Below are 15,257 nucleotides of genomic sequence, written 5' to 3'. Positions count from 1 at the left end.
TCTAAGTGGTCGCCGCCGCACGCATGCCGCCAGCATCTCAGCCGGTGTCCGACACCGGCTGACCTGACCGATTAGCTGTGGATAAAACCTGATTATCCACAGCTAATCGGTCAAAGAGGCTATAGCGGACGAAGGCTCCTACTGTCGTGGACATGATTGTTCCTTCGTTTACTCGTGGTAGCCGCGGCGCCGGTATCCGGCCCCCGGGTGGACATGACGGTCACCCGTCGGCGAGCCCTCCCGGGAAGGACGGCGTGGCGCCGCTGACCGTTCCGGCATGGTGGACGCCAGCCATGGCCGGTACGGCGCCCTCGGCTGTGGATCCCGACGTTGCGGAGCGGCCGGCAGGCTCTGGCACCCTCACCGGGGAGACCAGCGGGCTTGCCGCGCTCGGCGAGCCCGCGGCCGAGGACACCCCCGGTCGATCGGAGCGGCAGCCGGTTGTTGGGTCCGGCCCGCCGGGTCCTGCCGGACGCTTCCCTCGGGTTCCGCGCGGCGCCCTGGTCGATCCAGCCATCCGTGGAGCGCTGTTGCTCGTGGTGGTGGCGCTTGCCGCGGCGTTGATGGTTGGCTGGTTCGCCTGGCGGAACAGGCCGGTGTCTGTGACGGCTCTCCCCAGCGGGACGCAGTCGGAGCGGGCACAGGGCCGTGTGCCGACAGACGCGGACAGCGCTGCTTCGAAACCGGTGCTCTGGTCATCGGGCGGCACCGTCCGGAGCCCGGCGGCGCAGATCGTCGTCGAGGTCGTGGGCAAGGTGCGCAGCCCTGGCGTCCTGACCCTGCCCGCCGGATCCCGCGTGGTGGACAGCCTTGCACAGGCTGGCGGGGTGCTACCGGGAACGGAAACCACGGGTCTCGCGCTGGCGCGCCGTCTGGTGGACGGAGAACAGATCCTTGTGGATGGCCGTCCTGGGCCGGCGCCTCCGCAGCCGGCTGGCGCCGGCACCGGCGAGGGCGCGGGATCGTCGGGTGCCGCGCCCTCGGCACCGTTGAATCTCAACACCGCCACGGCCGAGGCTCTTGATGGCTTGCCGGGGGTGGGTCCAGTGCTGGCACAGCGGATCGTCGAGTGGCGCAAGGCCCACGGTGACTTCACCTCGCCCCGGCAGTTGGGGGAGGTGACCGGCGTTGGTGACCGGCGGCTCGCCGATCTCCTGCCATTGATCGCGGTCTGATGGGTGGCAGGCAGCCCGGTCGGCCCGGAACGACCGCACGGCGCGGGCGGCCGGCGTGACGAGGGCCGGACCCGACGGGGAGGAGCACCCCGTTGATCTCCGGCTCGCGGGGCCAGCGCTCGCCGCCTGGGCTGGTGCGGCGGGTGCCGGCCTGGCGGACCTGGCCCCGGCCGTGCTGCTGATCGACGGGATGCTGCTGGGCGCGGCACTGGTGTGCGCTGCCGCCCTGGTGCGGCGTCCGCGGCGGTGGCGGCCCGCGGCAACAGGCCTGGCGGTGTTGGCCTGCCTGGCGGCCGGGGTCCTGACCGCGGGCGTCACGACCCGCGCTCGTACCCATGGCCCGTTTTCTGATCTTGGCGCCGCTCGGGCGGTTGCCACCGTCGAAGGTAAGCTCACCGGCGATCCGCGAATAAGCCGTGCCGGCGGCACCCAGCTGGTCGTAGTCCCGGTACGGGTGGAGCGGCTGCGAGCGGGCGGGCGTGAGTTCCGGCTGCGCCAGCCGGTGCTCGTGCTGGCGGCCGCGACCGGTTGGGCGGGCTTGTTGCCGAGCCAGCGGATCCGCGCCGAAGGTAATCTCGCGCCACCGCGCGCGGCTGATGTCGTCGCCGCGGTCATCTTCGTGCGGCTCCCGCCGGTGGTGGTCGGTGGGCCGTCGGCGGTGCAGGCGGTGGCGGCTCATCTCCGGCAGGGGCTCCGTGATGCCGTGTCCGGTCTGGACGCCTCGCCTCGCGGGCTGCTGCCGGGTCTTGTCATCGGCGACACGAGCGATCTTGATGAGAGCCTCAAGGACGACTTCCGAGTTGCCGGGATGTCTCATCTGGTCGCTGTGTCCGGCGCGAACTGCGCGATCGTCATCGCGGCGGCCACGCTGCTCGTCCGGCGTAGCCGGTTGGGTCCGTGGCTTCAGGCCGGCTGGGTTGCGTTGGCCCTGTCCTGCTTCGTCATCCTGGCCCGGCCGTCACCCAGCGTTCTGCGCGCAAGTGTCATGGGGATGATCGGAATTCTCGCGGCGGGCAGCGGGCGGCAACGGGGGGCTCTGCCCGCGCTCTGTGCGACAGTGCTGATGCTTGTCCTTGTCAGTCCCGATCTTGCTCGTTCGGTCGGTTTCACTCTTTCGGTGTTCGCCACCGCGGGGCTGGTGATCATTGCTCCAGGCTGGCGCGAGCGACTGTCGCGACAGATGCCGACGTGGTTGGCGGAACTGCTCGCGGTCGCCGCGGCGGCACATGTCGCCTGCGCACCGGTGCTGGCCGCGATCGGTGGTGGGGTCAGTCTCGTCGCCATCCCAGCCAACATGCTCGCCGATGCGGCAGTGGCCCCGGCGACGGTCCTCGGGGTACTCGCCACAGTGGCCGCCGTCTGCTGGATGCCGCTGGCCCGATTGTTTGCGGCCCTTGCCGGCGTGCCATGCAAGTGGTTGATCATGATTGCCCGAGTCGCCGCGCGAGCGCCGGGAGCGCAGATCGGTTGGCCGGCCGGCCCACTTGGCGCCATGGTCCTGGTCGCGGCTACCGTAGTGACGTTCAGCGTGCTGCGCCGCCGCGGCGGCCGGCGTGTTCTCGCCGCGGCGGGGATCGGAGCGTTCACCGCCCAGGCGATCTTTATGTTTCGATCATGGATGGTCACGAGATGACAATCCATGCTGAGGCCGGGTGCGGGCAGGCGGCACCTTTCAGCGAGGGCATCGCAGTCCACGGAGCACACGCATGACATGCTCCCCAGCGTGTCGTCGACATCCGCACCGCCACGGCTGGTCCTTGTCACCGGGGACGAGGAACTGCTGGTCACCCGCGGGGTCCATGCGGTCGTGAACGCGGCTCGGGCCCACGACCCCCAAGCGGAGATCGTGGATCGGGCGCCTGGCGAACTGACCGACAGCGATCTCGTTGATCTGTCCAGCTCATCGATGTTCGGTGGGCTGCGCGTCGTGGTGGTTCGCGGTGCGCAGGAGTTGGCAGACGACCTCCGAGATGCGTTGCTCGCCTACCTGGCCCGGCCGTTGGATGATGTTGTGCTTGTCGTCGTGCACAGCGGTGCCGTGCGTAACCGCAAGCTGGCGGACGCGATGAAGGCTGCCGGGGCACGGGTGGTTGCGGCGGCGCGTCTCACCCGTCCTCGCGACCGGCACGACTTCGTCGCGGCTGAGATCCGCCGGCTGGGTGGTCAGATCAGCCCGGGCGCGGTGAAGGCTCTGGCGGACGCTGTCGGCAGCGATCTGCGCGAGCTTGCGGCTGTATGCGATCAGTTGGTTGCCGATTCGGGCGGCCTGGTCAACGAGGCTGTGGTGGCTCTTTATCATCGCGGACGGGCGGAGACAACCGGTTTCGCTGTGGCGGATGCGGCGATCTCCGGAGACCTGGCCCAGGCGTTGACCGCGCTGCGACAGGCGCTGGGCAGCGGAGTCCCTCCGGTGCTCGTGGTGAGCGCTCTCACCACCGGGCTACGGGATCTTGCCCGGGTGGCCGCCGCCGGTGGTGGCTCCACCTGGGAGATAGCCCGCGGCCTTGGCATGCCTGACTGGAAGGTGGAACGGTCTCTGCGGGCGGCTCAGGCCTGGAGCGATGAGGGGCTGGCGCGGGCGATGCAGGCCACCAGCGCGGCGGACGCGGCCGTCAAGGGCGGGGCTGCTGACCCGGCCTACGGGTTGGAACGCCTGGTCACTGAGATTGTGGCGGTTCGTGGCCGCGCGGCGGGAGTTCGCCGGTGACTTCCGGTACCTTATCCGGTTCGGATCGGGAGCGCTCAGCCGGGATCGAGCGACCCGGCGCCAGCCGTGGTGACGACGGCGCAACGGGTGCCGCACCGGTGGGTATCGCGCCGCTGGGCCGTCACCGGTCACGAGGGTTCCTCGGCGCCGGCAGCGTGATTATCGGGATTATCATCGCCCTGACGGATCTGGCAAGCGCATGGGTGATCGTGGCGCTTCCGCTGGTGGCAGCTGGTATGGCGGCTTATGACAACATGATCAAAATCATGCTGCAAGCGCCCACTGGCGAACAAGAGCGTTCCCACTGCCGGACGCTCTAAGCGTAAACATGTTCACCAGCGCGAACGCCCTACAACGACTTAGAGCGACCGGCAATAGGGGACGCGGCGTCGCGGGGCTGGGGCACGCACCTCACCGCGTTGTCGTCGGTCGCCACCCAACACCAGGGTGGCTCCCTCCGCCGCCTCGCGATGCACGCACCCCAGCCCCGCTCCTTGATCCACGCACCTATTGCCGGTCGCTCTTAATGATCTCTGCCAGAAGCTGAGGCTCCTGCCGGATTGGCGAAGCCGATCCGGCAGGTCCGTCGGGGCACGCCGGATGCCAGGGGATGCGCCGCGGGGCGGTCCAAGCCCCGGTAGCGGTGTTCTACCGGGGCCAACGACAACGATGAGAGGCGCCCTCTGGCGCCGACAGGCCCTGGGCGAGCTTGCCGGCGGCGGCCACGTGGTCCCGCGCACGACGAGAGGACCCGTACAGGCCCGTGGTGTGACAGGTGTGGTGGAGCGAGCTCAGGCGTCGGTCAGCGAAGCGTGCCGCGCGGCCATGGCCGACTTCTTGTTAGCGGCCTGGTTGGCGTGGATGACGCCTTTGCTGACTGCCTTGTCCAGCTTCCGCGAGGCGACGCGCAGCTCAAGGCCGGCGCGCTCCGGGTCACCGGCGTCCGCGGCCGCGCGGAAGCGGCGGATGACCGTCTTCAGTTCGGACTTAACGGCCTTGTTGCGCAGCCGCCGCTTCTCGTTCGTGAGGTTGCGCTTGATCTGCGACTTGATGTTGGCCACGCGAAAGAACCCCTGGTCGTCGAATCGGTATGGGCGGCGGTCGGGCACCGGCGTCGGTTCACCGCCACCGAGCGGCGTACGTCCGTCTTCCGTCCCCTGGAAAGCGAAGCCGCCCGGGAGACGTCGATAAGCCTATCAAGGTTTCAACGAGCCGCTCGCGGGCGGGCGCCGGTTCCTCCCGGCCGCGAGCGGATGTCGACGGTTGTGAGGTGCCGGCCGCGGGCACGCCCAGGCGCGAGCCTGCCGCGCCGGTGTAACGCCGGTGCAGCGCGATGGCCATCGCCGAGTGCTCGCATGACGAGCCTGGCACGATGGGTGTAGTGCCCCCGACGGGCGTGACCCCGCTGGGCACGGTCCGTCCTGATGAAACGAGAAGACTCCCGCGTGCCCGCAGCCTCCGGCCCCCGTCGCGTCAACCAGGCCTCGGTTGACCAGGCGTTGATCCGCAACTTCTGCATCATCGCCCACATTGACCACGGCAAGTCGACCCTCGCGGACCGGATGCTTGGTGTGACCGGCGTCGTCGAAGCCCGCAACATGCGTGCTCAGTATCTGGACAAAATGGACATCGAGCGCGAGCGTGGCATCACGATCAAGGCGCAGAGTGTCCGGCTGCCCTGGCAGGCCGATGACGGTCGCGACTACGTCCTGCATCTGATCGACACTCCTGGCCATGTGGACTTCACCTACGAGGTGAGCCGCTCGCTGGCGGCATGCGAAGGCGCGGTCCTGCTGGTCGACGCGGCCCAGGGCATCGAGGCTCAGACGTTGGCAAACCTCTATCTGGCACTCGAGAACGATCTTCAGATCATCCCCGTGCTTAACAAAATTGATCTTCCGGCCGCGCAGCCCGAGAAGTACGCGGCTGAGCTGGCGCAGATCATCGGCTGTGATCCTGACGACGTCCTGCGCGTGTCGGGTAAGACCGGGCTGGGCGTGCCCGAGCTGCTCAATGAGATCGTCCGCCGGGTCCCCGCGCCCATGGGCGACCCGGATGCACCCGCTCGAGCCATGATTTTCGACAGTGTCTACGACAGCTATCGAGGCGTCATCACGTATGTGCGGGTGGTCGACGGCCGGCTGACCACCCGGGACCGTTGCCTGATGATGTCCACGCGGGCCAGCCACGAGACCCTTGAGGTCGGGGTGATCTCGCCGGACCCGATTGCCCGCGACGGTCTGTCAGCGGGCGAGGTCGGTTACCTGATCCCGGGCGTCAAGGATGTCCGACAGGCTCGCGTCGGCGACACCGTGACATCGGCGAGCCGGCCGGCCGACCGGCCGCTGGGTGGATACCGTGATCCACGCCCAATGGTTTACAGCGGCCTGTATCCGCTTGATGGCAGCGAGTATCCAGCATTGCGCGAAGCCTTGGACAAGCTGCAGCTCAACGACGCCGCGCTGACCTACGAGCCGGAGACGTCCGCGGCATTGGGTTTTGGGTTCCGCTGCGGTTTCCTCGGGCTTCTTCATCTGGAGATCGTCCGGGAGCGGCTGGAGCGGGAGTTCGGCCTCACGCTCATCTCCACCGCGCCGAACGTGGTCTACCGCGTGCTCCTGGACGATGGCACCGAGACCGTTGTCACCAACCCGAGTGACTGGCCCGCCGGAAAGATCACCGATGTTTACGAACCGGTTGTGGAAGCGATGGTGCTGTTGCCGGCGGACTTCGTGGGGCAGGTGATGGAGCTGTGCCAGGGCCGCCGCGGCACACTGCGCGGAATGGACTATCTCTCCACAGACCGGGTGGAGCTCAAGTACACGCTGCCGCTCGGCGAGATTATTTTTGACTTCTTCGACGCGTTGAAATCCCGTACCCGCGGGTATGCCAGCCTCGATTACGAACCTGCCGGGGAACAGGCGTCCGACCTGGTGAAGGTCGACATTCTTCTGCAGGGGGAAACTGTGGACGCATTCTCCGCGATCGTGCACAGGGACAAGGCGTACGGCTATGGCGTGGCGATGACATCCCGGCTGCGGGAGCTGATCCCGCGCCAACAGTTCGAGGTGCCGATCCAGGCGGCGATCGGCAGCCGGATCATCGCCAGGGAGAACATCCGCGCGATCCGCAAGGACGTTCTCGCGAAGTGTTACGGCGGTGATATCACGCGTAAGCGCAAGCTGCTGGAGAAGCAGAAGGAGGGCAAGAAGAAGATGAAGACCATCGGCCGGGTCGAGGTTCCGCAGGAGGCTTTCATCGCGGCCCTGTCGACGGATGCCGCCCAGGCCTCGAACACCTCGAAGGGCACGAAGTAGCGGCGAGCGCCGCCTGGGCCTCATCGAGGTGACGAGGCCCAGGCGGCGCGACGCGGCCCGGCCGGGCCGCGGGCGGGGCCTGGGGGTGCCGCCTCGGCCGGGCTGTACGTGACGGGACATATTGCGTTGATCATTTGGTCGTGCTGGTCGTGCTGGTCGTGCTGGTCGTGCTGGTCGTGCGGGTCGTGCGGATGGGGTTGGGCGCGGGCGGCGGAGCGTTCAGGTGATCCGGGGAGAGGGCGAGGGCAGTCGGATGGGTTCGGTGACGGGTTCGTCGCGATCGGTGGAGCCGGTTTGCGCGCCGGATCGGTACTCCGTCGCGTGGGGGGGAAGAAGGTCCTCGATGCTGTCGAGGACACCGCGCGCGGTGTCGTCATTCATGTGAATCAGCTTTCCTGACCGGGGACCACGAGTTCACGACGCTTCGTCCATATTGTCTGGTTGATTATCAACGACTGCCCAATATGATTGTCCGCCGGGTGGCGCTTCTCCCCGGGTGGTGGATGTCACGTCCGGGAGCGGGCGTTCGACCTGGCTGGCGGTCGTGATTGCGGTAACGAAAGTGGATTCAAGGGGCAGACACAGCGTTGCTGTTCGGGCACACTATGGTCATGTCACGGGTCATGTCACGCATCACCGCGGCCGCTTCCGGTCGCGGGCTGTCCGGCGAAGCCGTCCCGGCTGGTGGTGGGCTTCCAGCGTCGGCCACAAACACGGTGGGCACCCGCCCGTTCGGCGTCTACGTGCATATCCCGTACTGCACGACCCGTTGCGGCTACTGTGACTTCAACACCTACACGGCCACCGAGCTCGGCCCGGGTGTCGCGATCGGGACGTTCGTCGAGACCCTTGCCGCCGAGTTCCGCTTGGCCCGCGCCGTGCTCGGCACGGCGGACGTGCCCGTCTCCACGATCTTTCTTGGTGGCGGGACGCCGACCCTGCTTCCGATCGAGGATCTCCGGTCGTTGCTTCGAATGATCGATACGGAGTTCGGTATCGCCCCGGATGCCGAGGTGACGACGGAGGCGAACCCCGAATCCGTGGACGCGAGCATGTTGGAGCAGCTGCGCGCCGCGGGCTACACGCGGGTCTCGTTCGGTATGCAGAGCGCCCGGTCACACGTGCTTGCCGCACTTGACCGCCGGCATACCCCCGGGCGGGTACCGGACGTGGTCAGCTGGGCGCGCAAGGCGGGATTCACCCATGTCAACCTTGATCTCATCTACGGCTCGCCGGGCGAATCGGATCAGGACTGGCAGGCGAGCCTGGACGCCGTGGCCGAACTCGCTCCCGATCACGTGAGCGCGTACGCCCTGACCGTCGAGGACGGTACCCGGCTGGCCCGCCGTATCCGGCGCGGCGAACTGCTCCCGCCGGACGACGACATGATGGCCGACCGCTATCAGCAGGCCGAGGAGACGCTGACCGCGGCGGGTCTGCGTTGGTATGAGATCAGTAACTGGGCCCGCGAACCCGACGCCCGCAGCCGGCACAACCTCGGCTACTGGCGCGGTCATGACTGGTGGGGTTTCGGGCCGGGGGCACACAGCCATGTCGGAGGCGTGCGCTGGTGGAACGTCCGCCATCCGGCCGCCTACAGCGCGTTGCTCGCCGGGCAGGCGAGTCCTGCCGCGGCCCGTGAGGTGCTGGACGGCGAAGCCAGGCGGATGGAGCGGGTGATGCTCGGGGTGCGGCTGGCCGACGGCCTCGCCGTTGCCGAGCTGACCGAAGCGGGCCGCGCGCGGACCGGAGCGCTTGCCGCGGACGGGCTGATCGAGCCGGTGGCGCTGGCGGCCGGACGAGTGCTACTCACGCTGCGCGGCAGGCTCCTAGCCGATACCGTCATTCGCGGCCTTCTTCCGGACTGACCGGCACCGCTGTTCCGGGCTGACGGACGCCGCTCGCCGGGGTGGGCCTTGAGTTTCCGCACTCGGTGACGCGCTCGACCGTCTCGGCGGGAGGCCGAGACGGCTACAATTGGCACTCGAGGCAATGGAGTGCCAGGACCAAGCTGAGCTGGGTGCTGGCCTTGGTCGCCTCATGCGGTCGTGGCTGGCCTCGTCAAACGGCTTCGCCAAACGGCCTCAACGTGGCGAAGGGGTGATACGACGTGCTGGAGGAACGGCGGTTGGACGTACTGCGCGCCATCGTTGAGGACTTCGTGCTGAGCAACGAGCCGGTAGGGTCCAAAGCGTTGGCGGAGCGTCACCAACTGGGGGTCTCTCCTGCTACGGTACGTAACGATATGTCCGCGCTTGAGGAGGAAGGGTACATCACCCAGCCGCACACGAGCGCGGGGCGGATCCCTACGGACAAGGGCTACCGGCTGTTCGTCGACCGGCTGTCAGGGGTCAAACCCCTGTCGCGGGCGGAGCGGCGGGCGATCCAGAGTTTCCTTGAGGGTGCGATCGACCTCGATGACGTGGTCCGGCGGTCGGTTCGGCTGCTGGCGCAACTGACTCGCCAGGTCGCTGTCGTACAGTACCCGTCGCTGTCGTGCAGCAGCATCCGGCATATCGAGATTGTGACGATCACGCCGGCTCGACTACTGCTTGTATTGATTACCGACACCGGTAGGGTCGAGCAGCGGGTGGCCGAGGTACCCGCGCCGGTGGACGATCTGATCGTCGGCGAGCTGCGGGGAGTGCTCAACGCGGCGTTGAATGGGCGCAGGCTCGTTGACGCGCCCGACGCGGTTGCCGACCTGTCGGACGCCGCCCGCCCTGATCTGCGTCCGCATCTGAACACGTTGATCGCGGTGGTGATGGAGGCGCTGGTCGACAAGCCTGAGGAACGGGTGGCGCTGGCGGGTACGGCCAACCTGACGCTGTCGGCCTTCGACTTTGCCGATACACTGCGTCCCCTTCTGGAAGCTCTGGAGGAGCAGGTTGTTCTGTTGAAACTGATCGGCGAGGTACGCGACCTCGACACCGTCACGGTACGTATTGGTCAGGAAAACAGCATGGATGCGCTACGTTCCACCTCGGTAGTGGCCACAGGATACGGTCGCGGAGCATCCGCTTTGGGCGGCCTGGGAGTGGTCGGCCCGCGGCGGATGGACTATCCAGGGGCAATGGCGGCCGTACGAGCCGTCGCCAAGTACGTGGGTGATCTTTTGGGTGCCGACTGATGGCCACCGACTACTACGAAGTGCTGGGCGTACGCCGGGACGCTTCGAACGATGAACTCAAGCGGGCGTATCGCAAGCTCGCTCGGGAGCTGCATCCCGACGTCAACCCCGACCCGGCGGCGCAGCAGCGCTTCAAGGCCGTGACCGCCGCCTACGAGGTGCTGTCCGACCCGGAGAAACGCCAGCTCGTCGATCTCGGTGGTGATCCGCTGGCTCCCGGCGGGGGAGGTGCCAACGGGGCTCCCTTCGGGGCGGGCTTCGGCGGCCTCGGCGACATCATGGATGCCTTTTTCGGTGGCGGGGCCAATCGCGGGCCGCGCTCACGGGTCCGCCGCGGCAACGACGCGCTGCTCCGCCTCGAGCTCGACCTTGCCGAGACCGCGTTCGGAGCGACCAGGGAGATCACTGTCGACACGGCGGCGGTGTGCATGACCTGCTCCGGCGAGGGAGCGGCACCGGGCAGTCACCCGGCGACCTGCTCGGTGTGCCACGGCCGCGGGGAGATCCAACAGGTGACCCGGTCGTTCCTGGGCCAGATGGTCACCTCAAGACCGTGCACCCGGTGCGGCGCGACCGGGACCGTGATCGAACATCCGTGCCGGGAATGCGGTGGCGACGGGCGGGTGCGTAAGCGGCGCAACCTGACCGTCAAGATTCCCTCGGGTGTCGAGGACGGGATGCGGATCCGGTTGTCCGGCGAAGGCGAGGTCGGACCGGGCGGCGGGCCCAATGGTGATCTTTACGTCGAGGTGCAGGAGCGTCCCCATCCGGTCTTCACCCGGGAAGGCGACGATCTCCACTGCGAGCTGCGCATCCCGATGACGGCCGCCGCCCTCGGTACCACGTGCGGGCTGGAGACCCTCGACGGCGGCGAGACTCTCACGGTCAAGCCCGGCACCCAGCCTGGGCATGTCATCACGATGAGCGGTCGAGGGGTACCGCATCTGCGTTCGGTCGGCCGTGGCCACCTGCATATCCATGTGGTGGTGGAGACGCCGACCAAGATTGATCCTGAGCAGGAGAAGCTGCTGCGGGAGCTGGCGAAGCTGCGGGACGAGGAGCAGCCGGCGGTGGTGACCAGTGGGAACGGGACCGTCGACGGGCAGGGCTTCTTCTCCAGGCTCCGCGGGGCACGTGGCACGCGGTAGATGGCTGCGGTGGGCCGGGTGGGAGCCGCTGGGGACGGGACCGGGACGGGGGGAGTCGACCGCTGACAGCGCCCCTTTTTCAGCAGGGCGTGGTGCCGGACGAACGGGAGCTGACGCTGTCCGGCCCGGAGGGCCGTCATGCGGCGACGGTCCGCCGGCTGCGTCCTGGTGAACGCGTGGATATTACCGATGGTTGTGGTGTGGTTGCTGAATGTACCGTGCTGCGCTGCCGGCGCGACGAGATCGACTGTGCGGTCGAGCGCAGGGTTGTGTATCCGGAACCCACTCCTCGGCTGGTCGTGATCCAGGCGCTGGCCAAGGGCGACCGCGGTGAGCTCGCCGTCGAGCTCATGACCGAGGTGGGGGTCGACGAGATCGTCCCGTGGTCGGCCGCCCGCTCGATCGTCCGCTGGGAGGGGGAGCGCGGTGTCCGGGCACACGCGCGTTGGTCGGCCACCGCGCGGGAGGCCGCGAAGCAGTCACGGCGGGTCTTCTGGCCCCAGCTGGCGTGCCTCGCGGACACCGCCACGGTCAGTGCCCGGATCGCGGCCGCGGACGTCGCGGTGGTCCTGCATGAGGAAGCGAGCGAACCGCTCGCCGTGGGGCTGCGGGCGGCCGGGGTGACCCCCGCCCGGCCGCGGCCCGCCGCGCCAGCGGAGGCCCAGCTGCCGGCACCGGCGGGATCGTTGGAACCGGGATCGTTGGAAATCGTGCTGGTGGTGGGGCCGGAAGGCGGGATCACCGGAAGTGAGCGTGAGGTGTTCGGCGCGGCCGGGGCCGTGCCGGCTCGGCTTGGCCGTACGGTGTTGCGGACGTCGACCGCGGGGGTTGTCGCGGCTGCGATTGTGTTCTCTCATACCTCCCGCTGGGATCGGTAGACCGACGGTGGCGCGATGCGGGTTTTCGGTATCCGACCGATGGCTGCCGAGGATCGTTAGACTAGGGGCCGTACTGACTCATGTCGTTTGAGAGGTCTCGTGGCCGCAGCCGGCCGCAACCCATGACCGATTCCATTTCCCCGTCCGACCAGCGGACCGTCACGCGCATCGTCGTCCCGGCCGTGCACAGCATGGTGAGCTTGCTGGGCCACCAGGACGAGTTGCTCCATGTCATCGAGCAGGCCTTACCGTCCGATATTTACGTCCGGGGCAACGAGATCACTATTACCGGTCAGCCGGGCGAGAACGCCTTGGCCGCCAAGCTTTTCGCCGAACTGATCGCTTTGTTGGAGTCCGGCACGGAACTGACGCCGTCCCATGTCAACCACTCGTTGTCGATGTTGCGCAGCGGCAGCGAGGAGCGGCCGGCCGAGGTTCTCACCCTCAACATCCTGTCCAGTCGGGGGCGGACGATCCGCCCGAAGACGTTGAACCAGAAGCGGTATGTGGACGCGATCGACGTCCACACGATCGTGTTCGGCATCGGCCCGGCTGGCACCGGCAAGACCTATCTGGCCATGGCCAAGGCCGTGCAGGCGTTGCAGTCCAAGCAGGTGAACCGGATCATTCTGACCCGGCCGGCGGTCGAGGCGGGGGAGCGGCTGGGTTTCCTGCCCGGCACCCTTTATGACAAGATTGATCCTTATCTGCGGCCGCTGTACGACGCCCTGCACGACATGGTCGACCCGGACTCGATCCCACGACTGATCCAGAGCGGGACCATCGAGGTCGCGCCGTTGGCGTACATGCGTGGCCGGACCCTGAACGACGCGTTCATCATCCTGGACGAGGCGCAGAACACCTCCGGTGAGCAGATGAAGATGTTCCTCACCCGGCTCGGTTTTGGCTCCAAGATCGTTGTTACCGGGGATATCACCCAGGTGGACCTGCCCAGCGGCACCCGCAGCGGTCTGCGGGTGGTCCGGGAGATTCTCGACGGCGTCGAGGACGTCCACTTCGCGACCCTGACCAGTACGGACGTGGTGCGTCACCGGCTGGTCAGTGACATTGTCGACGCCTATGCCCGCTGGGACGCGGCAAGCGCACCCAGCCCGCGGCCCGCGCAGGCCGGTCGCCGAGACCGACGATGACCAGCGCTCGACCGGCGCGGCCGGGCGCGACCGGGCGCGACCGGGCGCGACCGGGCGCGACCGATGGAAGCACAGGTGGATGAGACACAACCGGTGGTGTGCCGCGGGTTGTGGCGCCGGACGAGGATGGATGGCTGATGGCCGTTTTCGTAGCTAACGAATCAGGCACTGACGCCGACGAGGTCGCCCTTGTCGCACTTGCCCGGTTCGTGTTGGACGAGATGAAGGTCAACCCGCTGGCGGAGCTGTCGATCATGCTTCTGGAGCTGTCCGCCATGGAGGAGCTCCACGTCCGTTACATGGGTGAGGAGGGGCCGACCGACGTGCTGGCCTTCCCCCAGGACGACGCCTTCGACCCGTCCGCGCCCGACTCGGGTGAGGACGACCCGGCCCTGCTCCTCGGCGACGTCGTCCTGTGCCCGGAGATCGCCCGCAGGCAGGCGGCAAAGGCGGGCCACTCGACCGAGCGTGAGCTGCATCTGTTGTGCACGCACGGCATCCTGCACCTGCTCGGCTACGACCACGCCGAACCGGAGGAGGAGCGCGAGATGTGGGCTGTGCAGTCCCGCCTGCTGACATCGTGGGACGCCGCCCGGAGCGCTGGCACGCGCTGAGCGCGGCGACTGCTGAACGTAGCGACTTCCGGGCATGGCACATACTGAGCATGGTGCGGGGGAGTTGACGGGACGAGCCCATGGGCTACGGTGATGTTCCACTTCTGCTGATCGCGGTGGTTGCCGCGTTGGCCGCCGCCGGGATCGGGTGTATCGACGCGGCGCTGACCCGGGTCTCCCGAGTGTCGGTCGAGGAGTTCCTGCGGGCTGGCCGGCCACGGGCCACCCGCCTGGCCGCGATCGTCGCGGACCCCGGCCGTTATCTGGCGCTGCTGCTGTTGCTGCGGATCGTCGGAGAGATGATCACGACAGCCTGTGTGACGGTCATAGCCGTGCACACCTACGGAGCCGGTTTCGCCTCGGTCGCGCTCGGGGCGCTGGCCGGCACGCTGTTCGCGTACATCCTGGTGGGAGTGATGTTCCGGACACTGGGCCGGCAGCACGCACCGGTGGTGGCGCTCGCCACCGCGGGGCTTACCAGCTGGCTCGGCCGGATGTTCGGCCCGTTGCCCCGCCTGTTGATCGCGTTTGGCAACGCGGTGACCCCTGGGCGGGGCTACCGGGACGGTCCGTTCGCCACCGAAGCGGAACTGCGTGATCTTGTTGATCTCGCTCAGGAGCGTGACGTCATCGAGCGTGGCGAGCGCGACATGATCGCTTCTGTTTTCGAGCTCGGGGACACCCTGGTGCGCGAGGTCATGGTCCCTCGTCCCGACATGGTCCACATCGAGTCGGCGAAAACCGTCCGACAGGCCATCTCGCTGGCGTTACGCAGCGGTTTCTCACGGATCCCGGTGACCGGGGAGACCGTGGACGACGTGGTCGGGATCGCCTTCCTCAAGGACATGGTGGGCCGCGAGCGCGAGGGCTTGGACGCCCGGCCCGTTTCGGAGGTGATGCGCCCGCCAGCGCTGGTGCCCGAGAGCAAGCACGCTGACGCCCTGCTGCGGGAGATGCAGGCGTCCCGGACCCACATGGCGATCGTCATCGACGAGTACGGCGGTACCGCTGGGCTCGTGACCATCGAGGACATCCTCGAGGAGATCGTCGGAGAGATCACCGACGAATATGACACCGAGACCGCGCCGGTGGAATGGATCGGCGACGACGCGGCCAGGGTGACCGCCCGGCTGTCAG

14 protein-coding genes are annotated in these 15,257 nt (G+C 67.9%); 12 read left to right on the top strand and 2 right to left on the bottom strand.

Annotation, left to right across the window (positions count from 1 at the left end; translation table 11 throughout):
* The first annotated feature begins 254 nt into the window (after positions 1-254).
* From MJ777_RS01385 to MJ777_RS01370, 4 genes are all read left to right on the top strand, one after another.
* Positions 255-1,175 carry a ComEA family DNA-binding protein gene (locus tag MJ777_RS01385; RefSeq protein WP_239313577.1) on the top strand — a complete coding sequence of 307 codons (921 nt, stop codon included), beginning with the start codon at positions 255-257 and terminating at the stop codon, positions 1,173-1,175.
* Between the two features lie 55 nt (positions 1,176-1,230).
* Positions 1,231-2,808, top strand: coding sequence for a ComEC/Rec2 family competence protein (locus MJ777_RS01380; RefSeq protein WP_239372533.1), 1,578 nt, complete (start codon positions 1,231-1,233; stop codon positions 2,806-2,808).
* Positions 2,809-2,886: 78 nt separating this feature from the next.
* Positions 2,887-3,882 carry a DNA polymerase III subunit delta gene (gene holA, locus MJ777_RS01375; RefSeq protein WP_239313583.1) on the top strand — a complete coding sequence of 332 codons (996 nt, stop codon included), beginning with the start codon at positions 2,887-2,889 and terminating at the stop codon, positions 3,880-3,882.
* Between the two features lie 98 nt (positions 3,883-3,980).
* A complete protein-coding gene (locus MJ777_RS01370) occupies positions 3,981-4,202 on the top strand; it encodes a hypothetical protein (protein WP_239372529.1) in 222 nt (73 codons plus the stop codon).
* Between the two features lie 471 nt (positions 4,203-4,673).
* Here MJ777_RS01370 and rpsT read toward each other — a convergent pair whose 3' ends face one another.
* Positions 4,674-4,943: a 30S ribosomal protein S20 gene (rpsT, locus tag MJ777_RS01365; protein WP_239308347.1), complete on the bottom strand. Its 270-nt coding sequence runs from the start codon at positions 4,941-4,943 to the stop codon at positions 4,674-4,676.
* 384 nt (positions 4,944-5,327) lie between these two features.
* On the opposite strand from rpsT, the gene lepA reads away from it, so the two are divergent.
* The gene (gene lepA / locus MJ777_RS01360; protein WP_239308348.1) at positions 5,328-7,199 is read left to right on the top strand and encodes a translation elongation factor 4; all 1,872 of its coding nucleotides are present in this window, start codon (positions 5,328-5,330) and stop codon (positions 7,197-7,199) included.
* A gap of 219 nt (positions 7,200-7,418) precedes the next feature.
* Here the strand turns inward: lepA and MJ777_RS01355 are convergent, their stop codons facing one another.
* Positions 7,419-7,580 (bottom strand): hypothetical protein, encoded by a 162-nt coding sequence (locus tag MJ777_RS01355; protein ID WP_239308349.1) that lies wholly within the window; start codon positions 7,578-7,580, stop codon positions 7,419-7,421.
* Positions 7,581-7,822: 242 nt separating this feature from the next.
* Between MJ777_RS01355 and hemW the strand changes: the two genes are divergently transcribed.
* From hemW to MJ777_RS01320, 7 genes are all read left to right on the top strand, one after another.
* Positions 7,823-9,067, top strand: coding sequence for a radical SAM family heme chaperone HemW (gene hemW / locus MJ777_RS01350; protein ID WP_239308350.1), 1,245 nt, complete (start codon positions 7,823-7,825; stop codon positions 9,065-9,067).
* A gap of 242 nt (positions 9,068-9,309) precedes the next feature.
* Positions 9,310-10,329, top strand: a complete 1,020-nt coding sequence (gene hrcA / locus MJ777_RS01345) for a heat-inducible transcriptional repressor HrcA (RefSeq protein WP_239308351.1) — start codon at positions 9,310-9,312, stop codon at positions 10,327-10,329.
* The gene (gene dnaJ / locus MJ777_RS01340) at positions 10,329-11,477 is read left to right on the top strand and encodes a molecular chaperone DnaJ (RefSeq protein WP_239308352.1); all 1,149 of its coding nucleotides are present in this window, start codon (positions 10,329-10,331) and stop codon (positions 11,475-11,477) included. The genes hrcA and dnaJ overlap by 1 nt, the downstream gene beginning before the upstream one ends.
* A 92-nt stretch (positions 11,478-11,569) precedes the next feature.
* Complete coding sequence (locus tag MJ777_RS01335; RefSeq protein ID WP_239308353.1) at positions 11,570-12,355, top strand: 16S rRNA (uracil(1498)-N(3))-methyltransferase; 786 nt, start codon at positions 11,570-11,572, stop codon at positions 12,353-12,355.
* Positions 12,356-12,477: 122 nt separating this feature from the next.
* On the top strand, positions 12,478-13,506 hold the full coding sequence (locus MJ777_RS01330; RefSeq protein ID WP_239308354.1) for a PhoH family protein: 1,029 nt from the start codon (positions 12,478-12,480) through the stop codon (positions 13,504-13,506).
* Between the two features lie 137 nt (positions 13,507-13,643).
* Positions 13,644-14,120, top strand: coding sequence for an rRNA maturation RNase YbeY (gene ybeY / locus MJ777_RS01325; protein ID WP_239308355.1), 477 nt, complete (start codon positions 13,644-13,646; stop codon positions 14,118-14,120).
* An 80-nt stretch (positions 14,121-14,200) separates the two neighbouring features.
* Positions 14,201-15,257: hemolysin family protein (locus MJ777_RS01320; RefSeq protein WP_239372527.1), on the top strand; the 1,057-nt coding region annotated here is incomplete at its 3' end.

This window comes from Protofrankia sp. Cj5, from assembly GCF_917627405.1.
GTDB lineage: Bacteria > Actinomycetota > Actinomycetes > Frankiales > Frankiaceae > Protofrankia.
The sequence above is the reverse complement of the archived record's forward strand: the minus strand, read 5'-3'. Positions and strand labels throughout refer to the sequence as shown.